Origin of the sequence: Rubrivivax sp. A210, from assembly GCF_904426505.1 — a bacterium.
Lineage (GTDB): Bacteria > Pseudomonadota > Gammaproteobacteria > Burkholderiales > Burkholderiaceae_C > Rubrivivax.
This window is the reverse complement of sequence record NZ_CAJGBN010000056.1, coordinates 114,823-140,873: the sequence shown is the minus strand read 5'-3', so window position 1 is coordinate 140,873 and position 26,051 is coordinate 114,823. Positions and strand designations below refer to the sequence as shown.

General features: G+C 71.6%; 24 protein-coding genes. 12 read left to right on the top strand and 12 right to left on the bottom strand.

Annotated elements, in window-relative coordinates; genetic code table 11:
* Positions 1-44 precede the first annotated feature (44 nt).
* From JMV16_RS20520 to mutS, 3 genes are read right to left on the bottom strand one after another with little or no spacing between them, the layout of a single operon-like run.
* Positions 45-875 (bottom strand): alpha/beta hydrolase, encoded by an 831-nt coding sequence (locus JMV16_RS20520; RefSeq protein WP_201496177.1) that lies wholly within the window; start codon positions 873-875, stop codon positions 45-47.
* Positions 875-1,699, bottom strand: coding sequence for a proteasome-type protease (locus JMV16_RS20515; RefSeq protein WP_201496176.1), 825 nt, complete (start codon positions 1,697-1,699; stop codon positions 875-877). Before JMV16_RS20515 ends, JMV16_RS20520 begins: the two co-directional genes overlap by 1 nt.
* Positions 1,696-4,296 carry a DNA mismatch repair protein MutS gene (gene mutS, locus JMV16_RS20510; RefSeq protein WP_236580628.1) on the bottom strand — a complete coding sequence of 867 codons (2,601 nt, stop codon included), beginning with the start codon at positions 4,294-4,296 and terminating at the stop codon, positions 1,696-1,698. Before mutS ends, JMV16_RS20515 begins: the two co-directional genes overlap by 4 nt.
* Before the next feature lie 104 nt (positions 4,297-4,400).
* Here mutS and soxY point away from each other — a divergent pair, with 104 nt between their 5' ends.
* Together soxY and soxZ are read left to right on the top strand one after the other, a co-directional pair.
* The gene (gene soxY / locus JMV16_RS20505) at positions 4,401-4,868 is read left to right on the top strand and encodes a thiosulfate oxidation carrier protein SoxY (protein WP_201496175.1); all 468 of its coding nucleotides are present in this window, start codon (positions 4,401-4,403) and stop codon (positions 4,866-4,868) included.
* Between the two features lie 36 nt (positions 4,869-4,904).
* Positions 4,905-5,216: a thiosulfate oxidation carrier complex protein SoxZ gene (gene soxZ / locus JMV16_RS20500; protein ID WP_201496174.1), complete on the top strand. Its 312-nt coding sequence runs from the start codon at positions 4,905-4,907 to the stop codon at positions 5,214-5,216.
* Positions 5,217-5,585: 369 nt separating this feature from the next.
* Here the strand turns inward: soxZ and JMV16_RS20495 are convergent, their stop codons facing one another.
* Positions 5,586-5,834, bottom strand: coding sequence for a DUF3297 family protein (locus tag JMV16_RS20495; RefSeq protein ID WP_201496173.1), 249 nt, complete (start codon positions 5,832-5,834; stop codon positions 5,586-5,588).
* 78 nt (positions 5,835-5,912) lie between these two features.
* Entirely contained in the window at positions 5,913-6,686 is a 774-nt protein-coding gene (locus tag JMV16_RS20490) for a fumarylacetoacetate hydrolase family protein (RefSeq protein ID WP_201496172.1), read from the bottom strand.
* A gap of 201 nt (positions 6,687-6,887) precedes the next feature.
* Here JMV16_RS20490 and JMV16_RS20485 point away from each other — a divergent pair, with 201 nt between their 5' ends.
* Positions 6,888-8,825, top strand: a complete 1,938-nt coding sequence (locus tag JMV16_RS20485) for a methyl-accepting chemotaxis protein (RefSeq protein ID WP_201496171.1) — start codon at positions 6,888-6,890, stop codon at positions 8,823-8,825.
* A 62-nt stretch (positions 8,826-8,887) separates the two neighbouring features.
* On the top strand, positions 8,888-9,670 hold the full coding sequence (gene scpB / locus JMV16_RS20480; RefSeq protein WP_201496170.1) for a methylmalonyl-CoA decarboxylase: 783 nt from the start codon (positions 8,888-8,890) through the stop codon (positions 9,668-9,670).
* A 22-nt stretch (positions 9,671-9,692) separates the two neighbouring features.
* Here scpB and JMV16_RS20475 read toward each other — a convergent pair whose 3' ends face one another.
* Together JMV16_RS20475 and JMV16_RS20470 are read right to left on the bottom strand one after the other, a co-directional pair.
* Positions 9,693-10,097, bottom strand: coding sequence for a diacylglycerol kinase (locus tag JMV16_RS20475; RefSeq protein ID WP_236580627.1), 405 nt, complete (start codon positions 10,095-10,097; stop codon positions 9,693-9,695).
* A gap of 37 nt (positions 10,098-10,134) precedes the next feature.
* The gene (locus JMV16_RS20470) at positions 10,135-10,671 is read right to left on the bottom strand and encodes a hypothetical protein (protein WP_201496168.1); all 537 of its coding nucleotides are present in this window, start codon (positions 10,669-10,671) and stop codon (positions 10,135-10,137) included.
* Between the two features lie 122 nt (positions 10,672-10,793).
* Between JMV16_RS20470 and JMV16_RS20465 the strand changes: the two genes are divergently transcribed.
* The 3 genes from JMV16_RS20465 (at position 10,794) to JMV16_RS20455 (ending at position 13,308) form a co-directional block, all read left to right on the top strand.
* Positions 10,794-12,194, top strand: coding sequence for an ethanolamine ammonia-lyase subunit EutB (locus tag JMV16_RS20465; RefSeq protein WP_201496167.1), 1,401 nt, complete (start codon positions 10,794-10,796; stop codon positions 12,192-12,194).
* Positions 12,191-12,958, top strand: a complete 768-nt coding sequence (gene eutC, locus JMV16_RS20460) for an ethanolamine ammonia-lyase subunit EutC (RefSeq protein ID WP_201496166.1) — start codon at positions 12,191-12,193, stop codon at positions 12,956-12,958. Before JMV16_RS20465 ends, eutC begins: the two co-directional genes overlap by 4 nt.
* A gap of 101 nt (positions 12,959-13,059) precedes the next feature.
* Positions 13,060-13,308: a DUF2789 domain-containing protein gene (locus JMV16_RS20455; protein WP_201496165.1), complete on the top strand. Its 249-nt coding sequence runs from the start codon at positions 13,060-13,062 to the stop codon at positions 13,306-13,308.
* Between the two features lie 7 nt (positions 13,309-13,315).
* On the opposite strand, the gene JMV16_RS20450 is transcribed toward JMV16_RS20455, so the two are convergent.
* On the bottom strand, positions 13,316-14,215 hold the full coding sequence (locus tag JMV16_RS20450) for a LysR family transcriptional regulator (protein WP_201496164.1): 900 nt from the start codon (positions 14,213-14,215) through the stop codon (positions 13,316-13,318).
* A 103-nt stretch (positions 14,216-14,318) separates the two neighbouring features.
* Here JMV16_RS20450 and JMV16_RS20445 point away from each other — a divergent pair, with 103 nt between their 5' ends.
* Complete coding sequence (locus JMV16_RS20445) at positions 14,319-17,681, top strand: DUF748 domain-containing protein (protein WP_201496163.1); 3,363 nt, start codon at positions 14,319-14,321, stop codon at positions 17,679-17,681.
* 10 nt (positions 17,682-17,691) lie between these two features.
* Here the strand turns inward: JMV16_RS20445 and JMV16_RS20440 are convergent, their stop codons facing one another.
* The 3 genes from JMV16_RS20440 to JMV16_RS20430 form a co-directional block, all read right to left on the bottom strand.
* Positions 17,692-19,608, bottom strand: coding sequence for a potassium transporter Kup (locus JMV16_RS20440; RefSeq protein WP_201496162.1), 1,917 nt, complete (start codon positions 19,606-19,608; stop codon positions 17,692-17,694).
* 75 nt (positions 19,609-19,683) lie between these two features.
* Positions 19,684-20,388 (bottom strand): response regulator, encoded by a 705-nt coding sequence (locus JMV16_RS20435; RefSeq protein WP_201496161.1) that lies wholly within the window; start codon positions 20,386-20,388, stop codon positions 19,684-19,686.
* A complete protein-coding gene (locus tag JMV16_RS20430; protein WP_201496160.1) occupies positions 20,385-21,992 on the bottom strand; it encodes a sensor histidine kinase in 1,608 nt (535 codons plus the stop codon). Before JMV16_RS20430 ends, JMV16_RS20435 begins: the two co-directional genes overlap by 4 nt.
* Positions 21,993-22,158: 166 nt before the next feature.
* Between JMV16_RS20430 and JMV16_RS20425 the strand changes: the two genes are divergently transcribed.
* A complete protein-coding gene (locus JMV16_RS20425) occupies positions 22,159-22,677 on the top strand; it encodes a hypothetical protein (RefSeq protein WP_201496159.1) in 519 nt (172 codons plus the stop codon).
* Between the two features lie 79 nt (positions 22,678-22,756).
* Entirely contained in the window at positions 22,757-23,728 is a 972-nt protein-coding gene (locus JMV16_RS20420) for a glycerophosphodiester phosphodiesterase (RefSeq protein WP_201496158.1), read from the top strand.
* 85 nt (positions 23,729-23,813) lie between these two features.
* Here the strand turns inward: JMV16_RS20420 and JMV16_RS20415 are convergent, their stop codons facing one another.
* Positions 23,814-24,449, bottom strand: a complete 636-nt coding sequence (locus JMV16_RS20415; RefSeq protein WP_201496157.1) for a DUF1080 domain-containing protein — start codon at positions 24,447-24,449, stop codon at positions 23,814-23,816.
* A 236-nt stretch (positions 24,450-24,685) separates the two neighbouring features.
* Between JMV16_RS20415 and JMV16_RS20410 the strand changes: the two genes are divergently transcribed.
* The gene (locus JMV16_RS20410) at positions 24,686-24,976 is read left to right on the top strand and encodes a metal-sensing transcriptional repressor (protein ID WP_201496156.1); all 291 of its coding nucleotides are present in this window, start codon (positions 24,686-24,688) and stop codon (positions 24,974-24,976) included.
* A gap of 32 nt (positions 24,977-25,008) precedes the next feature.
* On the top strand, positions 25,009-26,034 hold the full coding sequence (locus JMV16_RS20405) for an SLAC1 anion channel family protein (RefSeq protein ID WP_201496155.1): 1,026 nt from the start codon (positions 25,009-25,011) through the stop codon (positions 26,032-26,034).
* The last annotated feature ends 17 nt before the right edge of the window (positions 26,035-26,051 follow it).

Genomic DNA, 26,051 nt, shown 5'->3' with positions numbered 1-26,051 from the left:
CTCGTCGCCGTTGCCACTCATGTGGGGAACGTGGATACCCGCGCTCAGGGGGTCAGCCAGTGCAGCACCGCCGCCGCTGCCGCGCCCGGCTTCTCCATCGGAAAGAGGTGCGAGCCCTCGATCCACGACAGGCGCTCGCCCACCAGCGCGCGTGTCGTCGCCAGGCCGGCCCGGTGCAATTCGGTCGAGCGCGTGCCGCCAATGAAGGCAGCCCGGCAGCCCGGCGGGTGGCGGCGCATCAGGCCGTCCAGGTGGTGGGGCAGGGTGTTGTAGATGCGCGTCTCGACCTCGCGGCTGAAGGCCAGGCGCACGGCATCGGGGCTGCCACCTTCGGGGTCGGGCTCAAGGCCGCAGGCGATGTAGTCGGCCAGCACCTCGTGCTGCCAGCGCGCGAAGGCGCTCTTGGACGCAAAGTGGGCGTGGGCGGCGGCGGCCGAGGGCCATTGGCGGCGGCGCCGCACCGAGACGCGGCCGGGCGTGATGCGCGGCAGCAGCCGGCTCAGTTTCATCGCGTGAAGGCTGTGCGCGCGCCAGCCGCCCAGCAGCGGCGAATCCAGCAGCACCAGCCCGGCGGCAATCTCGGGCCGCTTGCAGGCTGCCAGCAGGCTGAGATAACCGCCCAGCGAATGCCCCACGAGGTGGACCTTCTCACCCGGCGCCTGCGCGGCGATGAAGGCCAGCAGTTCATCCCGCAGATGGGGCCAGTTGCTGCTGACCGGCCAGCGTTCGTCGTGGCCGTAGCGCTCCACCGCCAGCACCCGCCAGCCGGCCGCGCGCCAGATCTCGAAGAGCAGGCGGTAGGTGCCGGCCGGGAAGCCGTTGGCATGGCTGAAAACCAGGGTGCCGGCCTGGCCGCCGGGCACGGCTGCCGCCATCAGACGATGCGCTCCCCCGGCGTGGCGATCTTGCGCATCTGCTCGTAACGCCCGCTGCCCACCATCAGCGGATGCAGCGCGACGCCGCCGTCCCAGCGCGGGTCTTCGATGCCCTCGAAGACCTCGCGCAGGCGCTGGCCCCAGGTGGTGTGGATCATCTGGAAGTACGGGTTGTGCTCATCGATGCAGACATGCTCGTCGGACTGCAGCGCGTCGGCGCGGTAGACCATCAGGTCCAGCGGCAGGCCGACGCTGAGGTTGGACTTGAGCGTGCTGTCCATCGACACCAGGGCGCACTTGGCGGCCTCGTCAAGCTGCGTGGCCGGTGTCAGCACGCGGTCGAGGATGGGCTTGCCGTACTTGCTCTCGCCGATCTGGAAGAAGCAGGTCTCGCGCGTGGCCTCGATGAAGTTGCCGGCCGAATAAACGAGGAACAGGCGCATCGCCTCACCCGCGATCTGGCCGCCGAAGATCATGCTGGCGTTGAAGTCGATGCCGGCGGCGCGCAGCGAGGGGCCGTCCTGGCTGTAGACGCGGCGCACCGCCGCGCCCAGCACGCGCGTGGCGTCGAACATGCTCTTGGCGTTCCAGATCGTGATCGGTGGCTCGTCGCCGTTGTCGATCTTCTCAACCTGCAGGATCTCGCGCACGCTCTGGCTGGTGGACAGGTTGCCGGCCGAGAGCATGACCATGAAGCGGTCGCCCGGCTTCTCGTAGATCATCATCTTGCGGAAGGTGCTGATCGCGTCCAGTCCCGCGTTGGTGCGCGAGTCGGACAGGAAGACGAGGCCGGCGTTGAGCCGGATGCCGACGCAATAGGTCATGACTTGCTTTCTTTGTGCAGCTGTTTCAGGCGGTACAGCGCCTCCAGCGCCTCCCTGGGCGTGAGGCTATCAGGCTCGATTGACGCCAGCGCACTCTCTACCGCCGAAGGCTCGGCGGCGGCCATGGCCGGCGGCGGCGCGGCGAAGAGATCGACCTGGGCCTGGCCCTGCTGGGCCTTGGCCTCCAGGGCCTCGAGCGTGGCACGCGCCTGGCGCACCAGGGCCGCCGGCATGCCGGCCAGGCGCGCCACCTGCACGCCGTAGCTGCGGCTGGCCGGGCCGGGCTCGATCTGGTGCAGGAAGACGATGTCGTGCCCGCTTTCCACCGCGCCCACATGCAGGTTGAGCGCGCGCTCGTGGCGGCTGGGAAAGTCGGTCAGCTCGAAATAGTGCGTCGCGAAGAGGGTGAAGCTCTTGTTGCGCTCGTGCAGCTGGGTGGCGATGGCGCCGGCCAGGGCGAGGCCGTCGAAGGTGCTGGTGCCGCGGCCGATCTCGTCCATCAGCACCAGGCTTTGCTCGGTGGCGCCGTGCACGATGGCGGCGGCCTCGGTCATCTCGAGCATGAAGGTGCTCTGGGCATTGGCCAGGTCGTCGGCCGCGCCGATGCGGGTGTGGATGGCGTCCACAGGCCCCAGGCGGCAGGCGCTGGCCGGCACATAGCTGCCCATGGCCGCCATCAGCACGATCAGCGCCACTTGGCGCATGAAGGTGCTCTTGCCGCCCATATTGGGGCCGGTGATGACCAGCATGCGCGTGCGCGCGTCCAGCCGGCAATGGTTGGCGATGAAGGGCGTGCCGGCCGTCTCGGCCAGGCGGGCCTCGACCACCGGATGGCGGCCGGCTTCGATCGCTATGCAGGGATAGGGCACGAACTCGGGCCGGCACCAGCCCAGCGTGGCGGCGCGCTCGGCCAGCGTGGCCAGGGCGTCGAGCGCGGCCAGCGCACGCGCCAGCGCCTGCAGCGTGGGGAGAAACTGCTGCAGCTGATCGAGCAGTTGCTCGTAGAGAAACTTCTCGCGCGTCAGCGCGCGCTCCTGCGCCGACAGCGCCTTGTCCTCGAAGTTCTTGAGCTCGGGCGTGATGTAGCGCTCGGCGTTCTTCAGCGTCTGGCGGCGCTGGTAGTCGGCCGGCACCTTGTCCAGGCCCGAGGCCGTGACCTCGATGTAGAAGCCGTGTACCTTGTTGAACTGCACGCGCAGGTTGGTGATGCCGGTGCGCGTGCGCTCGCGCGCCTCCAGGTCCAGCAGGTAGGCGTCGCAGTTGTTGTTGATGCCGCGCAGCTCGTCGAGGTCGGCATCGACGCCGGGCGCGATGACGCCGCCGTCGCGCAGCAGCACGGCCGGCTCGTCGGCCAGCGTGGCCAGGGCCGCGGCCAGATCGGGCGCCGGCGCCAGGCCCTCATGCAGGCGGTCCAGCAGCGGCGTGCCGCGCGGCGCGCGTTCGCGCAGCACGGGCAGCAGGGCCAGGGTCTGGCGCAGCCCGGCCAGCTCGCGCGGGCGCACCTGGCGCAGCGCGGTGCGTGCGGTGCTGCGCTCGACATCGCTGACGCCGCGCAGCGCCTCGCGCAAGGGCTCGCAGCCTTGGGCGATGAATTGCGCGATGGCGGCATGGCGCTCGGCCGCCGCGGTGCGGTCCCGCGCCGGGTGGGTGAGCCAGTGGCGCAGCAGGCGGCTGCCCATGCCGCTGCGGCAGGTGTCGAGCAGGCTCAGCAGGGTCGGTGCCTCCTCGCCGCGCAGGGTCTGCACCAGCTCGAGGTTGCGATGGGTGGCCGGCGGCAGGTCGAGCAGCTCGCCGGCGCGCTCGACCTGCAGGCTGCGCACATGGGCCAGGGCCTGGCCCTGGGTGTGCTCGGCAAAGCTCAGCAGCGCTGCCGCCGCGGCGTGGGCCACCTTCAGCTCCTGCGCGTTGAAGCCGGCCAGCGAGGCCACCTGCAGCTGCTCGCGCAGCTTGCGCTCGCCCAGGGCGCTGTCGAACTGCCACGGCGGCCGCGCGGTGCGGGCGCCGCGCGCCTGCAGCACGGTGGCCGGCAATTCGGCGCCTTCGTGCAGGATCTCGGCCGCGTCCAGCCGCGCCAGCCAGCCGCCCAGTTCGCGCTCGCCGCATTCGGTGACGCCGAGCTGGCCGCTGGCCAGGCCCAGCCAGGCCAGGCCCCAGGTGGCGCGCTGCCTGTGTATGGCCAGCAGCAGGGTGTCGGCGCGCTCGGCCATCAGCTCGCTGTCGGTCACCGTGCCCGGCGTGACGACGCGCACCACCTTGCGCTCGACCGGCCCCTTGGCCGTGGCGACATCGCCCACCTGCTCGGCCACCGCCACCGCCTCGCCCAGGCGGATCAGCCGCGCCAGGTAGGCTTCGACGCTGTGGACCGGCACGCCGGCCATCACCACCGGCTCACCCGCGCTCTGTCCGCGCGTGGTAAGCGTGATGTCGAGCAGCCGGTTGGCGCGGCGCGCATCGTCGAAGAACAGCTCGTAGAAATCGCCCATGCGATAGAAGACGAGCGTGTCGGGGAAGCCGGCCTTGATGCGCAGGTACTGCTGCATCATGGGCGTGTGGCCGGCGAGATCCGCTGGCGCGTTGCCGGCGGCATCGGCTCTCATGGTTTGCACGGGTTTCTGGGGCGCGTGGCCAGGCAGGGCGGGGAAAGGCGGCAACTATAGGGGCCTGGCTGCGCGATGATAGGCAGCATCAGGAGTGCGCTCAGATGCAAGACCGAAGACAGATGATCACCCGCTCGGCCCGCCTGGCCGGCATGCTGGCCACGCTGGGCTTGCTGCCCGAACTGGTGCGGGCCCAGCCGGCCGGCTACCCCGGCGCCGCCTTCGAGGCCCGCAGCCTGGCCGAGTTGATGAAGGCCCTGGGTGCGGCGGCGCCGGCCGAGAGCAAGGAGGTCACGATCAGCGGACCCGATGTCGCCGAGAACGGCGCCGTCGTGCCGCTGGTGGCCGCCGCCACGCTGGCAGGCGTCAAGCGTCTGCTGGTGTTGGTCGAGAAGAACCCGGCCATGCTGTCGGCCATCTTCCACCTGGGCGAGGGGGTCGAGGCCAGTGTCTCGACGCGCGTGAAGATGGCCCAGTCGTCCAATGTCTATGCGGTGGCGATGATGGGCGACGGCAAGGTTCTCTATGCGGTCAAGGACATCAAGGTCACGCTGGGCGGCTGCGGCGGCTGAGCCGGCCCTGGCCAGCACACGAACAGGAGATCGAACATGGCAGAGCCGATGCGCATTCGCGCCCAGATGGCAGGCGACAAGGCCACCGTGCGCGTGCTGATGGCGCACGAGATGGAAACCGGCCAGCGCAAGGACACGTCCGGCAAGCTGGTTCCGGCCTGGTACATCCGCGAGGTCACGGCCCAGCTCAATGGCAGGACGGTGCTTACCGCGCATTGGGGCACCTCGATGGCCAAGAACCCCTTCCTGCAGTTCAACCTCAGGGGCGCGAAGGCGGGCGACAAGATCGCCATTGCCTGGGTCGACAACCGCGGCGAGCGCCGCAGCGACGAAGCCACCGTGAGTTGAATGCGAGACGGTTGCTAACCCATGAGTCTGGCGCAGTCGGCGGCTGCCGGGGCGGCCCGTTGCCAGCTTCCTGATCGAGCGCAAGGGCTTTGCCGCCGCCTGCCGGGGGTGGCTTGACGCGGCGCGCGGATAGGCGTCTACTGGGGCCATACAGCGACAGGCCTGTGACTCGGTTCAGATACCGAAGCGTCGCTGGAAGCAGTGAAAGGAGGGCAGTCTCATAGCCAAGCCTCACCCCAGCACTCACCCCTGCACCGGCATCTAGTTGCCGGCCAACATCGCCCCCGTGTGATGTGGCAAGCCACCTTCAGTGGCGCCAAGAAATGCCCTGCCTCGCAGGGCATTTTCTTTTGTGCGCCCGCTTCTGCGTCAGCGGTAATAGGCCTCGACGCTGCCCTTGAGCTTGATCAGCAGCGGCTGGCCGCGGCGGTCCACCGACTTGCCGGCCGGCACCTTGACCCAACCTTCGGTGATGCAGTATTCGGCCACGTCGGAACGCTCCTTGCCGTTCAGGCGGATGCCGATGTCGTGCTCGAACACCGCGGCCACATGGTGGGGGCTGCGCGGATCGATGCTCAGGCGGTCGGGGATGGCGGGGCGGTCGGCGGTGTCGCTCATGGCTTGGGGTCGGGTCGGCAAAAGCCAGCATTGTCCCGGAGCCGCGGCAGGTGCGGCTCCAGGCCCCGGCCGCAGACCTCAGCCATAGACGTTGCGCAGCGTGCCCAGGCCGTCTATCACCACCTCGACCGTGCTGCCCGGCTTCATCGGCATCGCGCCCAGCGAGGTGCCGCAGAGGATCACGTCGCCCGGCGCCAGAACCAGATCCTGCGACAGGTGCCAGACGATGGCTGCGGGGGCGAAGAACATGTCGGCGAAGGCGTAGTTCTGACGCTCGCGCCCGCCCACCAGCGTGCGCAGGCCGGCGGCGGCGGGGTCGAAATCGGTCTCTATCCAGGGGCCGAAGGCGCCGAAGCCGGGCAAGCTCTTGGCCCGCGTCCATTGCGGGAAGCTGGCGTCGCGCTGCAGCAGTTCGAGCGCCGTGACATCGTTGGCGCAGCAGTAGCCGAAGATGCAGGCGGAGGCCTCGGCCGGCGTCACGCGGTGGGTGGGGCGGCCGATGACGACGGCCAGTTCACCCTCGAAGAAGACGCGGCCCACCGCGGGCGGCGGTGCGGCAATGGGCTGCCCGTGGCCGGTGGCGCTGCCCGGCGACTTAAGGAAGTACAGCGGCTCGGCCGGCTCGGCCCAGCCGTTCTTGGCGGCGGCGCCACGGAAGTTGTTCCACAGCCCGACGATCTGGCCGGGCTGGCAGGGCGGCAGCCAGTCGGCGGCGGCGACGTCGGCCAGTGCCAGTTGCTCGCCAGTGGCCCTGGGCGCATCGAACAGCGAACCCTCGTACACGGCCACGGTGTCGCCTTCGATCAGGCCCAGTTCGGGCCGGCCCTGGCGGGCCCAACGCATCCAGCGCATACGTTCATCCTTGTCGCGTCGCGTCCAATTGCCGCGGCCGCCATGCTAGTCGGCTTCATTTTTCCGCCGCACCGCCGATGACCCCTCGGGGGATGGTCGCATCCGCCCGCCGTGCCCGTGCCTGCCCTGGCCGGGCGACGGTGGCTTGGTTGTCGTCGAGGGCAGTTCGCAATTGCAACGGCAGGGCCGGAGGCACAGGTCATGAAGTCACTCATCAGCAATCTCCGCATGGCCCACAAGTTCCTGCTGCTGGGCTTGATTGGCACGTTGATGCTGGCCGTGCCGGGCGTGCTGGTGGTGCAGGATCGCCTGGAGCGCGTCCACACGGCCGAGGCCGAGGCCGGCGGCATCGCACCTTCGGGCGCCACCCTTCAACTTGTGCGCCTGACCCAGCAGCACCGCGGCCTCTCGGCCGGCATGCTGGCCGGCAATGCGGCCATGGCAGGCTCGCGCCAGGCCAAGCAGGCCGAGGTGGACAAGGCCTTTGGCGAGGTGCAGGCCGCGCTTGCCGCGCTGGGTGACGACAAGCTCGTCGCCGGATTGGCGCGCATCGCCCAGGGCTGGAAGCAACTGTCGGCCGATGTCGCGGCGCGTGCCATCGACACCCCCCGGAGCTTCAGCCGCCACACCGGACTGATCGCCGAGGAATTGGCCCTGCTCGAGGACATCAGCCATGTCAGCGGCATCGTGTTCGAGGAGTCGCCGCCGCTGTACTTCCTGCAGACCGCAATGCTGCAAGCGTTGCCCCGCATCACCGAGGATCTGGGCCAGATGCGGGCGCGCGGCGCCGCTGTACTCACCCGTGGCACGGCCCCGCCCGAGGACAAGGCCCGCTTCGAGGCCATGTCCGGCGCGCTGGCGCGCAGCAGCGCCGAGGCCGAGAAACTGCTGGGCCTTGTCACCCGCTACGACGCGGCCCTGGGTGCGACCCTGGCCGAGCCCCGCTCCGCCGCTGCCGCCGCCGCGCAGCAGGCGCACAAGCTGCTGGACGAACAAATCCTGCGTGCCGAGGTGCTGAGCCATCCGGCGGCCGAGTATTTCGCCACCTACACGCGCAGCATCGACCTGCAGTTCAAGCTCATCGACGCCGGTTTCAAGTTGCTGGGCGAACAACTCCACCGCGAAGCCGCCGCGGCACGCCAGAGCCTGTGGCTGCTGCTCGGTGGCCTGGGCGTGCTGGCCGCGCTGGGGCTGTGGGTGATGGCGGTGGCCACGCGCACCACGACCGCGTCGCTGGCCAGCGCCCTGGGCCTGGCCCGGGCCGTGGCTGCGGGCGACCTGCGCATGAAGGTGAAGGCCGAAGGCCATGACGAGATTGCCGAACTGCTGCGCGCGCTGGACGCCATGAGCGCTGGCCTGACCACAGTGGTGACCGGGGTGCGCCAGAACGCCGAGAGCGTGGCCAGTGCCAGCTCGGAGATCGCCCAGGGCAATCTCGACCTCTCCAGCCGCACCGAGGAGCAGGCTGCCGCGCTCGAGCAGACCGCGGCGACGATGGACCAGCTGGGCTCCACGGTCAGGAACACGGCCGCCAACGCCAACCAGGCCGACCAGCTGGCGCGCAGCGCCAGCACGGCGGTGCAGCGTGGCAACGAGGCCGTCGGCCAGGTGGTGCAGACGATGAAGGGCATTGCCACCAGCTCGCAGCGCATCTCCGAGATCATCGGCACCATCGATGGCATCGCCTTCCAGACCAATATCCTGGCCCTCAACGCCGCGGTCGAGGCGGCGCGGGCGGGCGAGCAGGGGCGCGGCTTTGCCGTGGTCGCCGGCGAGGTGCGCCAGCTGGCCAGTCGCTCGGCCGAGGCGGCGCGCGAGATCAAGCAACTCATCACCCGCAGCGCGGAGAGCGTCGAGCTCGGCACGGCCCAGGTCGACCGAGCGGGCGCGACGATGAACGAGGTCGTGGCCGCGATCCGCCGCGTCTGCGACGTGGTGGCCGAGATCAGCAGCGCCTGCAGCGAGCAGAGCAGCGGCGTCGGCCAGGTCGGCGAGGCCGTGACCCAGATGGACCGCGTGACGCAGCAGAACGCGGCCCTGGTGGAGGAGGGTGCGGCGGCGGCCGAGAGCCTGCGCCAGCAGGCGCAGCAGCTGGTGGCCGTGGTCGACTCGTTCAAGCTGGCCGACCACGCCGCCTGAGGCGCGCCGACGCGGTCTTCGAAGGGCGGGCCGCGACAATCGGCCCTCCACCGGAGACCCGCATGCCCAGCAGCACCCACACCGAAGTCCGCGGCCCCATCGGCATCATCACGCTCGACAACCCGGCCAAGCGCAATGCGCTGAGCAAGCCACTGGTCGACGAGGTGATGGCGGCGCTGGCCGACTTCGCCCAGCGCCGCTTGCGCGTGACCATCCTGCGCGCCCAGCCCGGAGCGCCCGTCTTCTCGGCCGGGCACGACATCGCCGAGCTGCCCGAGTCGCGCCGCGACCCGCTGGGCTGGGACGACCCGCTGCGCTACCTGGTGCGCGAGATCGAGAACCACCCGGCGCCGGTGATCGCCATGCTGGAGGGTGGCGTCTGGGGTGGCGCCTGCGAGACCGTCTTCGCCTGCGATCTCATCGTCGCCGCGCCCGAGGTCACCTTCGCCGTGACGCCGGCCAAGTGGGGCGTGCCCTACAACATCAGCGGCATGCTCACCTTCCTCAATGCCGCCTCGCCGCGCATCGTGCGCGAGATGGCCTACACGGCCAAGCCGATCTCGGCCGAACGTGCCGAGCGCCTGGGCATGATCAACTATGTCGTGCCCAGTAGCGAGCTGGAGGCCTTCACGCTGGCGCTGGCGGGTGACATCGCCGACAACGCACCGCTGAGCATCGCGGTGATGAAGGAGCAGCTGCGCATCCTGGCCGGCGCCAAGCCGATGTCACCGCAGGGCTACGAGCGCATCCAGGGTCTGCGGCGCGCGGTCTACGACAGCCACGACTACACCGAGGGCATCCGCGCCTTCAAGGAAAAGCGCAAGCCGGTGTTCCGCGGCGACTAGGCCACGGTTCCGGCCGCGAGGCTCAGGCGGCGATGCGCTGCCACAGCGCCGGCCCGGCCAGCACCAGCCAGGCGCCGGCCAGGGTGAGCAGGGCCACGAAGACGGCGGCGCTGCCGCAGTCCTTGGCCTTGCCGGCGAGAGCATTGAATTCAGGCGCGGCCATGTCGACCACGGCCTCGATGCCGGAGTTGAGCAGCTCGGCCACCAGCACCAGGGCCATCAGGGCCAGCAGCAGCACCGTGTCCAGCCGCGGCAGCTGCAGCCACAGCGTCAGCGGCGCCAGCGCCACCACCAGCATCAACTCCTGGCGAAAGGCGGCCTCGTCACGCCAGGCGAGGACAAAACCCTGTCCGGAATAACGCGCGGCGCGGACCACGCGCAGCAGGCTGAAGGCGCTGGCGGATTTCATGGCCGCAGTTTCGCTCATGGCGTCAGGCATGGCGTTGATCATTGCAGCCCCGGCCTCAGCGGCCCTTCTTCGGCCGGCCGGTCTTGACTGGCGCCAGGCGGTCGAGAGCGGCGGCCAGTGCCGCTGCGTCCAGTGCGGCCAGTGCCTGCAGGCCGGCGCGCAGCAGCTCGCTCTTCTTGGCCGCGCGGTGCGCTGTGAGCGCGCGTGCCTTGAGCGCGGCGATGAGGCCGAAATCGCCCTCGGGCATGGTGAAGCTGTCGCGCACCAGCTGGGGCCGCGGCTTGGCCGGCTTCTTCACCGGCTTGGCTTCGACCACGGGCTTGGTGCCCTGGGGCGGCGTCGCCGGCTTGGTGACCTTCTTCGCCGGCGCAGGCGGCATGACCGGCTTGTCCGCGGGCTTGAGGGAGGCCTGCGCCTTCTTGCGCGGCGCTGCCTCGGGCTTGGCGGGCTTCGCGGCCTTGTCGACCCTGGCAGCCTTCGGCGCCTTGGCTGCCCGCGCGACCTTGGGCGGCGGGGAAGCAGGCTTGACAGCTTCGGCGGGCAGCGGGGATGGCGTCTCGGTGTCCGGCGCCGGCATGTTCTGGATGTTCATGGCTGCAGTCTCCTTTTACGGTATAAACAGTTTATACCGTTTATTCGGCGCCGCGCAAGTGCGCTGGCGCGCGGGCACTTTCGGCTACCCTTGCCGGCCATGAACGGCCCGGATTCCCGCCCATGACGCACGCTGCCACGGTGGGTGGCGAGCGCTTTCGATTCGCCGATCTGCGCGAGCTGATGGCCAAGGCCACGCCCGAGCGCTCGGGCGACCAGCTCGCCGGCCTTGCCGCCGGCAGCGCGCGAGAGCGCGTCGCGGCGCGACAGGCGCTGGCCGACCTGCCGCTGGCCACCTTTGTGCAGCAGGCCCTGGTGCCCTACGAGGACGACGCCGTCACCCGCCTCATCATCGACGGCCACGACGCACGCGCCCATGCGCCGGTGGCCCACCTCACGGTGGGCGGCCTGCGCGACTGGTTGCTGTCGGATGCCGCCGACGCCGCAACGCTCGCCGCGCTGGCGCCGGGCCTGACGCCCGAGATGGTGGCCGCGGTGAGCAAGCTGATGCGCAACCAGGACCTGATCGCGGTGGCAGCGCGCTGCCGCGTCGTCACGCGCTTTCGCAACACGCTGGGGCTGGCCGGCCATCTGGCGGTGCGGCTGCAACCCAACCATCCCACCGACAGTCCGGCCGGCATCCTGGCCAGCGTGCTCGACGGCCTGATGTACGGCGCCGGCGATGCGGTGATCGGCATCAACCCGGCCGCTGACAGCCTGCCCGAACTGACGCGGCTGCTGCACCTGCTGGACGAGTTGCTGCAGCGCCACGCCATTCCCACCCAGGCCTGCGTGCTCACGCATGTGAGCAATACGCTGCAGGCCATCGAACGCGGCGCGCCGGTCGACCTCGTGTTCCAGTCCATCGCCGGCACCGAGGCCGCCAACCGCGGCTTCGGCATCGACCTGGCGCTGCTCGACGAGGCCCATGCCGCGGCGCTGGCGCAGCAGCGAGGCAGCCTGGGCGACAACGTGATGTATTTCGAGACCGGCCAGGGCAGCGCGCTCTCGGCCGGCGCCCACCACGGCGTCGACCAGCAGACGCTGGAGGCGCGCGCCTATGCGGTGGCGCGGCGCTACCGGCCGCTGCTGGTGAACACCGTGGTCGGCTTCATCGGGCCGGAGTACCTGTACGACGGCAAGCAGATCATCCGCGCCGGCCTCGAAGACCACTTCTGCGGCAAGCTGCTGGGCCTGCCCATGGGCTGCGACATCTGCTACACCAACCATGCCGAGGCCGACCAGGACGACATGGACAACCTGCTGGTGCTGCTGGCCACCGCCGGCGTCAACTTCGTGATGGGCGTGCCGGGCGCCGACGACGTGATGCTCAACTACCAGAGCACCTCCTTCCACGACGCGCTTTTCGTGCGCCGCCTGCTGGGCCTGAAGCGGGCGCCGGAGTTCGAGGCCTGGCTGCAGCGCATGGGCATCACCGGCGCCGACGGCCGCCTGCAGCCGCCGACCGCGGCGCCGGCGCTGGCGGCCTCGCTGGCGCGGCTGTTGCCGGGGGTGGCTTTGTGACCGCGCCTGCATCGCCCCTGCCCGACCCCTGGGCCGAACTGGCCCGCCACACGCCAGCGCGCATCGCGCTGGGCCGCAGCGGCGTGGCGCTGCCCACGGCCGCGGTGCTGTCCTTTGCCGCCGCCCACGCCCAGGCGCGTGATGCGGTGCATGTGGCGCTGGATGGGGCCGCGCTGCGGCAGGCCTTGATTGATGAGGGCTGGGACAGCATCCGCGTGACAAGCCGCGCCGCCAGCCGGCCCGAATACCTGCGCCGGCCCGACCTCGGCCGCCGCCTCGCCGATGCCGATGCGCTGCGGCTGCAGGCGCTGGCCGCGGCGCCGGTCGACTTGGCCGTGGTGTTGGCCGACGGCCTCTCGGCCATCGCGGTGCAGAACCACGGCCTGCCCTTGCTGCGCGAGCTGCGCCAGGCCCTGGGCGGCGCGCTGAGCTGGGCGCCGGTGGTCATCGCCACCCAGGCCCGCGTCGCGCTGGCCGACGAGATCGGCGCGCTGCTGCAGGCGCGCATGAGCCTCATCCTTGTCGGCGAGCGGCCGGGGCTGAGCTCGCCCGACAGCCTGGGCGCCTACCTCACGTTTGCCCCGGCCGTCGGCCGGCTTGATGCCCAGCGCAACTGCGTCAGCAATATCCGGCCCGCCGGCCTGGCCATGGACAGGGCGGCCGGGCGCATCGCCTGGCTGCTGCGTGAGGCGTTGCGCCGGCGCCTCAGTGGCGTGGCGCTCAAGGACGAGAGCGAGATCGAACTGCTGGCGCCGCCGGGCTGAGGCCGGCCGCGCAACGCCTGCCGCCGTCAGGGTCTTGGGCCGGCTGCCGGCGCTGCGTCACCGGCGGCCCCTATGCTGCCGCAGCACCAGGGAGGCCACTCATGGAAGCGATCCACCACCGCCTGTCCGAACTCTTCGCCCAGCTCGGCCTGCCCACCGACACGGCCGGTATGCGCGAGTTCATCGCCAGCCACGCGCCGCTGCCCGGCACCCTGCGCCTGGCCGACGCGCCCTTCTGGAGCCCTTCCCAGGCGCGCATGCTGCGCGAGACCATCGCCGACGACGCCGACTGGGCCGAGATCGTCGACCAGTTCGACGCCCTGCTGCGCCGCGCCCCGGCCGCCGCCTGATCGCCCGTCAGCCGCGCCAGGGCGGGCTGCGAAAGGCCTGGGCCAGGAAGTCGATCACCAGCCGCACCTTGGGCGCCACATGCTGGCGGCTGGGGTAGACGGCAACGATGTCCAGCGCCATGCCGCGGTACTGCGGCAGCACCTCCACCAGGCGGCCGGCGCGCACATCGTCTTCCACCAGGAAGGAAGGCTGCATCACGATGCCGCGGCCCTGCAGCGCGCCGGCGCGGCAGGTGTCGCCGCTGTTGCTGCGCAGCCAGGGCGCCACCTTCACCGAGACCGGGCCTTCGGGCCCTTCGAAGCCCCATTGCTCGCCCACCGACAGCAGGGTGTAGGCCAGCACCGCGTGCCCGGCCAGGTCGGACGGATGGGCCGGCGCGCCGTGCTCGGCCAGGTAGCGCGGTGCGGCGCACAGGATCATGCGCGTCGAGGCCAGCTTGCGGCTCACCAGGGATGAGCTGGGCAGGCGCGCGATGCGCACCGCGAGGTCGTAGCCTTCCTCGACCAGATCGACGATGCGGTCGGCCAGCGTCACTTCCAGCGTCAGCCCCGGATGGCGTTCGCCGAAGGCGGCCCACAGTGGCGCCAGGTGCAGGATGCCAAAGGTCACCGGCACGTTGACGCGCAGCAGCCCGCTGGCCTGGCCGCTGCGCGAGGTGATCTCGGCCTCGGCCTCGGAAAGGTCGGCCAGCAGCGTCTTGCAGCGCAGGTGGAAGACCTGGCCCTCGTCGGTGAGCGAGAGCTTGCGGGTGGTGCGGTGCAGCAGGCGCACGCCCAGGCGCGCCTCGAGTTCGGCCACATAGCGCGAGACCGCGGCCTTGCTCTGCCCCAGGGCCTCGGCGGCGCGCACAAAGCTGCCAGCGTCGACGACGGCGGCAAAGGTCTGCATCTCGATGAACTTGTCCATGGCGGCGGCGCTGGCTGGCTGGTGCAGGCGCGGTTTATCGCATGCCGCTGCCTGGGCGGCTGGCCGCGAGGCCACCGCAGTTGCTTTAGGCTTCGCCTGGAGCATGAACGAGCCCACTGCGAACACGCCGCGCCTGCGCCGCCTCTTGGTGGGCGCGGGCCTGGCGCTGGCCGCCCTGCTGCTGGCCTACCAGGCCCTGGCCAGCTTCGCCTTCGAGCCCCTGGCGCGGCGCTGGGCGACGCAATGGCTGGCCGAGCATGGCGGCCACCGCCTGAGCCTGGAGCGCGTGCAGTGGCGGCCCTGGGCGCTGGCGCTGGAAGTGCAGGGCCTGAAGCTGCACACGCCTGACGGCGCGCCGCTGCTGGCGCTGGACGGGCTGGGCGTCGATCTGGCCGGCGCCAGCCTCTGGCGCGGCGCGCTGCTGATCGAGGCCATCGAGTTGCGCACGCCGGTGCTGCATTGGCAGCGCGGCGCCGATGGCAGCAGCGACTGGGCGCGCTTTCTCAGCGCCCTGGCCGGCCCGCCCCAGGCTGCGCCCACCGCCGAGGCCGCGTCATCGCCGCCTCGTGTTGAACTGGCCCGGCTCCGTGTCGCCGACGGTCGTATCGTGGTCGACGATGCCTTGCCGGTCGGTGGTTTCCACGCCGCCATCGAGGCGCTGCAGTTCGACGCCGCAGGCCTCTCTACCTTTGCCGCCGAGCCGGCCCGCCACCGCCTGCAGGCGCGCAGCGAGCACGGTGCCACGCTCAGCGCCGAAGGCCGCCTGGCGCTGGCGCCCCTGAATGCCAGCGGCGAGGTCAAGCTCGACGGCCTGGCGCTCCAAACGCTGTGGCCTTATCTCCAGACTCTGCTGGACACTGCGCCGCCGCAGGGACGGCTGGGCGTGGCGATGGCCTACCGTGTGGTGCAGGCGGCCGGCATGCCGGTGGAGGCCAGCCTCGACAGGATTCGCCTGCGCCTGCAAGGCCTGGCCGTGCACGGGCGCGAGGCCAAGGAGCCCGCGCTGGCACTGGGCGAACTGGCGTTGGACGGCGGCCGCGTCGACCTCGGCGCGCGCCGCATCGAGATCGACAGCCTGGCGCTGAACAGCGGCCACCTCGCGCTGAAGCGCGATGCGCGCGGCAATCTCGACCTGCAGGCCTGGCTCAAGCCCCAGCCGGCCGCCGCGCCCGCCCGCGAGTCGCCGGGCCCGCCCTGGCGTTTGCGCGTGGCCGCAGCCGGCATCAAGGATCTGGCGCTGCGCCTGGACGATGTCAGCCTGGCCCAGCCGCTGGCAGCCGAAGTGGCGCGCCTGGGCCTGGCCCTGCGCGCCGAGGCCGAGTTCGATACCGCCGCGCCCCGCCTCACGGTCGAGGGCCTGAGCATCGATGCCGGCGGACTGAAGCTGGCCAGCGCGGGCCTGCCCTGGTTCACGCTGGACAGCCTGAAGCTGGCCGACAGCCGCCTGGCCTTGCATGAGCGCCGCCTGGCCCTGGGGGCGCTGGCACTGCAGGGCGGGCGGGTGGAACTGGAGCGCGATGCCAAGGGCCGCCTGGTGCTCATGCAGGCGCTGCAGCCGGCACAGCCCGTGCCGCCAGCCCCACCGGCCGCCACGCCATCGCCAGCCTGGCGCATCAGCAGCGGCCCGGTGAAGCTGGCGGGCTTCGAGCTGAAGGCCGGCGACCGCAGCGTCACCCCTGCCGCCAGCCTGGTCTTGCGCGAAGTGCAGGCCGAATGGGCTGCGTTCGATGGCGATCTCGACGCGCCGCTGCCGCTGTCCCTGCAACTGAAGCTCGCCAGCGGCGGTCGCCTGGCGGCGCGTGGCACGGTATGGCCCGGGCGGCCGGCGCTCGACTTGAACCTCGATGTTGCCGCCCTGGTGCTGGCGCCGGCCGCGCCCTATCTGGCCCGGTACACGGCGCTGGCACTTCGTGGCGGCAGCCTGGATGCGCGGGGCCGGCTGCAACTGGCCGGCGCGCACTGGCAGTACGCCGGTCGTGCCGCGCTGCGAGAGCTGCGGCTGGACGAGCGCGCCTCTGGCGCCGCCCTGTTCGGATTCAAGGAGTTGTCGTCCCCCGCGCTGGCGGTTTCGGAGGCAGGCCTGTCCATGGGCGAACTGCGCCTGGATGGACTGGGCGGCACCTTCACCATCTACAAGGACCGCACACTCAACCTGGTGCGTGCGCTCTCGCCTGACCTGGCCGGTCCGCCTGCGCCCGCTCCACCACCTCCACCACCCAGCCCGGTGGCCACCGCTGGCGGAAGGCCCGCTGCCGACAGCGCCTTCAAGATCGCCATCGCCCGCCTGCGCCTGAGCCATGGCCAGATCGATTTCTCCGACCTCAGCCTGGTGCTGCCCTTCGGCGCCCGCATCCACGATCTGCAAGGCCAGATCGTCGGCATCGCCAACGCGCCCGGCGCACGCACCGCGGTGGAACTGGACGGCCGCGTCGACGATTTCGGCGACGCCCGCCTCCACGGCCAGCTGCAGCTTTTCGATCCCGCTGCCTTCATGGACCTGAGGCTGCGTTTTCGCAATGTCGAGATGACCTCGTTGACGCCCTATACCGCCACCTTTGCCGGCCGCCGCATCGCCTCGGGCAAGCTCTCGCTGACCCTCGAATACCGCATTGCCGAGCGCCAGCTGCAGGGTGAGAACCGTGTCGTGATGGACCGCATGGTGCTGGGCGAGCGCGTGCAGGCGCCCGGCGCGGCCGATCTGCCGCTGGACCTGGCTGTGGCCCTGCTGCAGGACGGCGACGGCCGCATCGATCTCGGCCTGCCGGTCTCGGGGAGCCTGGACGACCCCCAGTTCGGCTTTGGCGCGCTGGCCTGGAAGGCCTTCACGACGCTGCTCACGCGCGTCATCACCTCGCCCTTCCGCGCGCTCGCGGCCCTGCTGCCGGGGGGTGGCGGCGAAGCGCTGGATGGGGTGGCTTTCGAACCCGGCCAGGCCCGGCTGGCGCCGCCGGAGCGCGAGAAGATCGTCAAGCTGGTGCAGGCCCTGGCGCAGCGCCCGGCGCTGCAGCTGGCGCTGCAGCCGGGTTACGACCCGGCGGCCGATGGCGAGGCGCTGCGCGAGCAAGCCCTGCGCCGCGACATCGGCCAGGCCGCAGGCCGCGCGCTGGACGAGGGCGAAGCGCCGGGCCCGGTGGTGACCTCCGAGGGGGGCACGCAGGCGGCACTGGAGCGGCTTTTTGGCCAGCGCTTCGGCGCCCCAGCCCTGGCCGTGCTGCGAGCCGCGCCGGCTTCTGAGCCTTCGTTGCACGAGCGGATGCTGGCGCGGCTGCGCGCCGAGCAGCCGCTGGATGGCGCCGCCCTGCCGGCGCTGGCCACACAAAGGGCGGCTGGCGTGCGCGCCGCACTGCTGGCGGCCGGCGTGGCCGAGGCCCGGCTGCAGGTCGATCTGCCGGCCGAGCGCCCGGCCGAAGGCGGCGCGGTGGCGCTGGGCTTTGCGGCGCGCACGGCGGGCGCAAAGCCGCCTTGATCGACCCCCCTCAGAGCTGGATCCGCGTGCCCAGTTCGACCACCGCGTGGCCGGGCAGGCGGAAATAGTCGATCACGCTTCCGGCATTGCGGCTCATGGCCGCGAACAGGCGCTCGCGCCAGCCCGCCATGCCGCCGCCCGCAGCGGGGACCACGGTTTCGCGGCTGAGGAAGTAGCTGGTCTCGAAGACGGGGATGGCAAGCCCCAGCGGCCCGGCCAGGGTCAGCGCCCTGGGCACATCGGGAATGTTCATGAAGCCGAAATGCAGCCGCACGCGCCAGAAGCCGCGGCCGAGCGCCTCGACCGTGACGCGCTCGTGCATGGGCACCCAGGGCTGCTCGCGGAAGCTCACGGTCAGGATCACATTGCGTTCGTGCAGCACCTGGTAGTGCTTGAGGTTGTGCAGCAGGGCCTGCGGCACATGGTCGGGGTCGGCCACCGGATAGATGGCGGTGCGCGCAACGCGTGGCAGCGTTTCCTGTTCCAGCGCCTCGATGAAGGGCAGCAACTCCAGCCCGTCGCGGCGGATGCTGGCCAGCAACTGCGCCCGCCCGCGTGCCCAGGTACACATCAGTCCGAACAGCAGCAGGCCCAGCACGAGCGGGAACCAGCCGCCGTCAAACAGCTTCACCGCGCAGCCGGCCACCAGCAGGGCGTCGATGGCCAGGAAGAAGAGCGTGGCGCCGGCCGCCACCGGCAGCGGCAGGCCCCAGCCGCGGCTGACGACGAAGAAGGTCAGCACGGTGGTGATCATCATCGTCAGCGTCACCGCGATGCCGTAGGCGCCGGCCAGCGCCGATGAACTGCCGAAGCCGGCCACCGCCGCCACCACGCCGGCCAGCAGCGCCCAGTTGACGGCCGGCATGTAGATCTGCCCGGCCTCGCGCGCCGAGGTGTAGCGCACCGTCATGCGCGGCAGGAAGCCCAGTTGTATGGCCTGCTGCGTCATCGAGTACGCACCCGAGATCACGGCCTGCGAGGCGATGATGGCGGCCAGCGTGGCCAGCACCAGGGCCGGCAGCACCCAGGCCTCGGGGAAGAGGCGGTAGAAGGGGTTCTCGATGGCGTCCGGCTCGGCCATCAGCAGCGCGCCCTGGCCCAGGTAGTTGAGCGCCAGCGCCGGCAGCACCAGGCCGGCCCAGGCCCACTGGATGGGCCGGCGCCCGAAGTGGCCCATGTCGGCATACAGCGCCTCGGCCCCGGTCAGTGCCAGCACGATGGCGCCGACCGCGGCGAGCAGGTGGCCGCCGCGTTCGGCCAGGAACTGCCAGGCCCGCAGCGGGTCGAGCGCGGCCAGGATGGCCGGCTGGCGGGCGATCTGCTCCACGCCGGTCGCGCCCAGCACCAGGAACCACAGCACGATGACGGGCCCGAAGCAGCGGCCGACGCGCCCGGTGCCGTAGCGCTGCACCAGGAACAGCGCCAGCACGATGGCGATGCTGGCCGGCACCGCCCAGCGCGCGAGCGAGGGCGCCACCAGGCCCAGGCCCTCGGTCGCGCCCAGCACCGAGATGGCGGGCGTGATGACGCTGTCGCCGTAGAAGAGCGTGGCGCCGAACACGCCCAGCAGCAGCAGCGCGGCGCGCCAGCGCGGCCGCTCGCGCACGGCCTGGGCCGCCAGCGCCGTGAGCGCCAGCCCGCCGCCCTCGCCACGGTTGTCGGCGCGCAGGATGAGGATCACGTACTTCAGCGTCACCACCAGCATCAGCGCCCAGAAGATCACCGAAACGGCGCCTATCAGGTGGTGGGCATCCAGCGGCACGCCGGTGGCCGGCGCGAAGACCTCCTTCATCGTGTACAACGGGCTGGTGCCGATGTCGCCGTAGACGACGCCGACGGCGCCCAAGGTCAGCGCGGCCCGGCCTTGTCGGCGCGGGCCCGGGGCGGCTTCGGCTTGCGGGGGCAGGCCAGCGGTGGTGGTGGTCATCGGGGACGATCCGGCGGTGGCAATGTCGCCACGATGGCCGCGCGGCCATCAGGAACGCATAAGTGCGCGCCCGGTTCAGTCGGCCGGTTCCGCGATTCGGTAGCCCACCCCCGGCTCGGTGAGCAAGTGGCGCGGCTCGGCCGCGTCGTCCTCGAGCTTGGCGCGCAGCTGCGCCATGTACAGGCGCAGGTAGTGGGTCTGTTCGGTGTGTTCAGGCCCCCAGACATCGGCCAGCAGCTGGCGGTGCGTCACCACCTGGCCGGCCTGGCGCACCAGGCGGGCGAGCAGCTTGAACTCGGTCGGCGTGAGGTGGACCTCGGCGCCCTGGCGCCGCACGCGCCGCGCCGCGAGGTCGATGTCGAGCGCGCCGGCGCGCCAGCGCAGCACGGCAGCCCGGCTGTCGCGGCCGCGGTGGCGCAGGGCCAGGCGCAGGCGCGCCAGCAACTCGCCCAGACCGAAGGGCTTGACGAGGTAGTCGTCGGCGCCGCCGTCGAGCAGCCTGATCTTTTGGCCCTCGGCCTCGCGCGCCGAGATCACGATCACCGGCGCCGCGCAGCGCCGCCGCAGGGCCGCCAGCAGATCCTCGCCGTCGCCGTCAGGCAAGCCGAGGTCGAGCAGCACGAGGTCGATGCCGCCCTCGGCACCGGCGTGGGCCAGCAGGGCGCGTGCGTCGGCCAGGCTGGCGGCGGCATGCACCACATAGCCTTCGACCGCGAGCGATTCGCGCAGGGTCTGGCGCAGTTCGCGGTCGTCTTCGACGAGCAGGATGGTCAGGCTCATCGGGTCGCGTCCGCGGCGGGCGGCGTGGACGGCGCTTCGTCCTCGGGTGGCGCCGCAGGTGGTGCCACGCGCATCGGCAGCAGGAACTCGAAGGCGCAGCCACCGTGGCCGCGCGGGCGCAGCTTCAGCTCGCCGCCGTGGGCACGCGCGATGGCGCGGCACACCGCCAGGCCCACGCCCGAGCCCTGGCGGCTGGCCTCCAGCGCCTGCGCGCGGCTGGCCTCGTCGCCGCGCTGGAAGACCTCGAACACGCGCTCGCGCCAGGCCGGCGCGATGCCCGGGCCGCGGTCGCGCACGGCCAGCATGATCTGGCTATCTACGCGCCGCACCAGGATTTCGGCCGGCGCCGCGGGCGGGCTGTAGGCGAGCGCGTTGTCGGCCAGGTTCTCCAGCAGTTGCGACACCCGCAGCGCGTCGCACCACAGCAGCGGCAGGCCGGGCTCCAGCCGCGCCCGCAGGCGTTCGCCCTGCGGCCGCCGGCGCGCCCGTCGCAGCACGGCGCCGACGATCTCCTCGGCCGATTCCCAGTCGCAGCACAGCACCACACCCGGTGCTTCCAGGCGCGCCAGCTGCAGCGTGTTGTCGGTGAGGCGGCCGAGGTGCTCGGCCTCGTCGACGATGGCCGTGGCCAGCCGCCGCCGTTGCGCCGGGGCCAGGCGCTCGGCCTGTTCCTGCAGCGCCGAGGCCGCGCTCATGATCGCCGCCAGCGGCGTACGGTAGTCGTGCGAGATGGCCGCCAGCAGGGCATTGCGCACGCCCTGCTGCTGCGCCAGTTCGCGCGCTCGCCGGGCCTGCTGCTCACCCGAAGCACGCTGCAGCGCCGTGCCCAGCTGGTCGCACAGGGCTTGCAGATGCGGCCGCAGGTCGGCATCGATGCGCCGCCTGCCGCCTCCGTGCAGCAGCGCCGCGCCCAGCGTAAGGCCGCGTCCGCGCAGCGGCAGGTAGAGGTCGGGCTGCTCCTCGTGGCGGCCGCTCCCCGGGCCCAGCGCCCGGCCTTCGCGCATGCACAGGGCCAGGCCGGCACGCTGGTCGTCGTCGGCCTCGCCCGCCTGCAGGGTCGAGGTGTCGTCGGGCCCGGCATCCAGGCGCTGGCGCACGGCCACGGTCACCGCCTGCGGCGCCGCCTCGCCCAGCGCCGCCTGCAGGGCACCGACGAGGGCGGCCGGATCGTCGGCCTCGCGCAGCATGTCGCCCCAGCGGCGCAGGCGGGACTCCCGGGCGGCCATGCGGTGCGCCGCCTCGGCCTGCCGGCGCTGGCGCACGACGAGGGCCGAGACGATGGCGTTGACAGCCAGCAGGCTCACCAGCAGCAGCGCGTGCTGGTCCAGATCGACGGCAAAGCTGTGGCGCGGCGGCACGAAGGCCCAGTTGAAGGCGGCCACTGCCAGCACGCTGGCGACGGCGCTCAGCCAGCCGGGCAGCCACAGCGTGGCCACTGCCGAACTCAGCACCAGCAGCAGCGCCAGATTGGCCAGGTCCAGCCGGCCGTCGAGCCAGAACATGGCCGACCAGCCGCCGGCCCAGGCCAGCAGGGCGCGGGTCAGGTCGGCCGGCAGCTCCTGCGGGCCGGCGGGTGGGGCGTCCAGGCGAGGAGCGGCGTCCATGGTGGCCTAGCGTAGTGCAGACTGCATCAGGAAAGCATAGGGAGCGCGGTCGGCCGGGGGGCCGTGGTGCGGCTGAGATGCAAGGCAATTGGCGGCGATATCGCGCCGCCGCCGTCGCACCCTGGGTGTCTACTGGGGCGGTGTTTCTGAGTAGGACGGTGCCGCCATGCAAGTCCTGAAGTTCCCGTTGGCCCGGCGCTCTGCCGGCGCCCAAGCCGCCTGCCTGGGCGCCGATGCGGTCTGCGCGGGCGACGAGCCTGTACCCGACCTCTGCGTCGAAGACCGCGACTTTCTCGCCCGCCACGGCGCGCCCCATGACATCGATGCGCGCTATGTGTCGCTCATCACCTGCGGCGCGGTGATGCTCACGGCGCGAGGCCGCGCTCTTTATGCCGCGGCGCTGGCCCAGGTTGGCCTGCAGCGCGCGCTGGCCCCCTTGCGCCATGTGCAGCAGTTGCTGGACTTGCACGCCGAGATCCACGCCGCCCGCGCCCGGCAGGCCGCCGCCGCCGCGAGCCTGGCGCGCCAGCGTGGCGAGCTGCCGCGCGGCTGGTGGGCGGCGGCCGATGCCCTGGCCGACGGCGCCGCCGCCGAGGGCGCGCTGCTGGCCGAGTACGCCCAGGCTGGCAGCAACGTGCTGCCGGTGCGCTTCGGCGCACGATCCGGCGCCCGCTCCGGCCATTGATGATTCGGCAAGAGGCCGGCGTTCAACGCGGGACAATGCCGCCCACGCGGCGCCGTTGCGCCGCAGGGGATGCCAGGCCATGACCCGCAGCACCGGCAGACTCGCCAGCCGCCGCATCGCGGCCCTGCACGCGGCGGTGGGCGCGGCCCAGCTCAACATCGGCCACCGTGGCGCCCGCGCCTACGCGCCGGAGAACAGCTTGCCGGCCTTCGAGAAGGCGGCCCGCCTGGGCTGCCAGATGGTCGAGTGCGATGTACATGTCAGCCGCGACGGTCAGCTCGTGGTGCACCACGACGACGACCTGCGGCGCTGCACCGACGCCGCCCAGCGCTGGCCGCAGGCGGCCACGCATTTCATCTCCGACCACTCGCTGGCCGAAATCCAGGCACTGGACGCCGGGCGCTGGTTTACCGACGAGCTGGCGCTGGCCGCGCCGCGCCGCCAGGCCTTCCTGCAGTCGATCACGGCGGCCGAGCGCGCCGCCCACATCAGCCCGGCCGACGAGGCCTTCTACGCCTCGGGCCGCGTGCATGTGCCGTCGCTGGACGAATTGCTGCAGCTGGCCGAGGCCTGCGGGCTGCTGCTCAACATCGAGATCAAGTCGCTGCCGCGCCTGTACCCCGGCATCGCGGGTGCCGTGATGGCGCGTGTGGCTCACCACGGCCTGGCCGGCCGCGTGCTGGTTTCGTCCTTCGACCACGAACAGCTGCTGGCGGTGCGTGTACTGGATCAGGGCGTCGCCACCGCCGTGCTGGCCGGCGAGCGGCTGGCCCGGATCGGCCGCTACCTCGCGCTGCTGGACGCCGATGCCTACCACCCGGGCTGCTACGGCGGCTTCGATTCGCTGGGCTTCGGCTCGGTGGCCGGCGAGATTGACGCCGCGGCGCTGGCCGCCCTCGTCGACGAGGGCCTGGCCGTCAATGTCTGGACCTGCAACGACCCGCTGCAGATGCGGGTGCTGCGCGACGGCGGCGTGAGCGGCATCATCACCGACTACCCCGACCGTGTCGCCGCCGTGCTGGCCGGTACGGATTCGCCTTCAACCGTCTAACGTCGTTGGGTCGCCTCGCCGTGCTGGCGCACTGTCTTCGGCTCCCCGCCTGGTTACACGGTCGAATGCGAACCCGTATGAGGGCCTACAGCGGCTTGATCGCCACCTTGCGCCACTTGATGGGCCCGCCGGTGGCGCCCTGCACGCCGGCGCCGTACTGCAGTGCCAGCGGGCCGCTGGCGAACTTGTCGTTCTGCAGCGTGGTGGTGACGACGCCATTGAGCCTGACCGTGAGCTGGGCGCCGCGGGCCTCGATCTCGTAGCTGTTCCAGCGCCCGCCGGCCTTGTGGACCACGGGCACCGGCACGGCCGCGAAGCCGACGATGCCGCCGGTGCCGTACTTCGGGTCGGGGCGGATGTCCCAGATGTTGACCTCGTAGGAGTTGTCGGCCGTGATCTTGAGCGGATCGCTCAGGCGCAGGAAGAGGCCGCTGTTGGTGTCGGTCTCGGCCCAGAACTCGGCGCGCAGCAGGAAATCCTTGTAGCTGGCCTTGCTCACCAGGAAGCCGCCCTTGCCCTTGTCGGCGACGACGAGGCCGTCCACCGTGCGCCAGTTGGCGTCGCCGACGCGGTCGAAGTTCTCCGCCAGGCCCTTGCCGCCGTCGAGCAGGCTGACCCAGCCAGAGTCGGGTGTGAGGGCGGCGCAGCCGGCGAGGGCCGCCGCAAAGAGGGTGATCTGACCGATACGGGCGATCTGGGCAAGCACGAGGCGTCTTTGCATGGGCGGCTCCGGGGTGGGGCGTGAAGGGAGCGCCAGCATGGCCCGGCGCGGCGCCGCCGGCCATAGTCACAAGCCCTGCCCGGGTCGCCGCATGGGTTGATCTAGGGGGGAGGCGGGCTGCAGCGGCGCAATGAGGGAGCGTTCGCCTCGGCCTCTGGCATGCGGGCGCCGCGGCGCGTGCCAATATTCGCCCGGCGGACGGGCGCTGTCATGCCCGCCTCCTTGCAGGCCGATCCATGAACGAACACATCGACGAAGACCAACGCACCGACATCCTGAACCGCCTCAAGCGTGCCGAGGGCCAGTTGCGCGGCATCCAGCGCATGATCAGCGAGGGCGAATCCTGCCTCGACATCGCAGCCCAGATGGCCGCCGTGCGCAAGGCGCTGGACAGCGCCTATGTGCGCATGACGGTGTGCTTCATGCACTCCGAGCTGCAGACCCGGCTGGGCATGGACGAAGGCCAGGGCAGCGAACTCAGTGCCGTGCTCGACGACGTCCAGGTGCTGCTGGGCAAGCTGCGGTGACGGCTCCCGGGGCAGGTTCTGCGGGCGCAGCGGTGCGCCGCTGGCAGCCGCTGCAGCATCTGGTGCCGGCCTGGTATGCCGTGGTGATGGGGCTTTGCGGCCTGGCGCTGGCCTGGCAGCGCGCCGTGCCCACCATGGGCGAGGCCGCGGGCGCGCTGAGCTGGGTGCTGGGCGTGCTGGCGGCGCTGGTCTTCCTGGCACTGGCCGCCTGCACGCTGCTGCGCTGGCGCCTCTTTCCCCAGGCCTGGGCCGATGACTGCCGCCATCCGGTGCGCCACGCCTTCGTCGCCGCCCTGCCCATCGCCGTGCTGCTGCTGGCCACCGTGGCCGTCGCCGGCGGCCTCCATGCAGGGCCGCTGGCGCCACTGGTCGAGGCTCTGTGGTGGGCTGGCGCGCTGGCCGAACTGGGAGTCACGGTCTGGGTACTTTCGCGCTGGTGGCGCGGCGGTGGGGGTACGGCAGGCGCCACGGCTGGTGCAGGCCTGGGCTGGGCCAGCGTGACGCCGGCGCTCTTCATCCCCATCGTCGGCAATGTGCTGGTGCCGCTGGCCGGTGTGCCGCTGGGGCGACCCGAATGGGCGGCGGCGCAGTTCGGCATCGGGCTGTTGTTCTGGCCGGTGCTGACGGCGCTGCTGCTGGTGCGCGTTGCCGTGCAGGGTCTGTGGCCCGAGCGCCTGATGCCGGCCGCCTTCATCCTGGTGGCGCCGCCGGCGGTGGTGGGGCTGGCGCTGCTGCAGTTCGGTGCGCCGCCGCTGCTGGCTTGGTCGCTGTGGGGCATGGCCCTTTTCTGCCTGCTGTGGGTGCTGGCCCTGATGCCGCGCATCGTCCAGCAACCCTTCGGCCTGGCCCACTGGGGCATGAGCTTTCCGCTTGCTGCCTTCACCGCGCTCAGCCTGCGCCTGGCGCCCTCGGGCTGGCCTGCCATGCTGGCGGTGGCGCTGCTGGCCGTGGTCTCGCTGCTCATCGCTGCGCTCAGCCTCGCCACGCTGCGCGGCCTGCGCGACGGCAGCCTGCTGGCGCCGGAGACCGTGCCGCTGAAGCTGGCGGTGGCGCCTTAGGCCGGCCGACCGGCCGT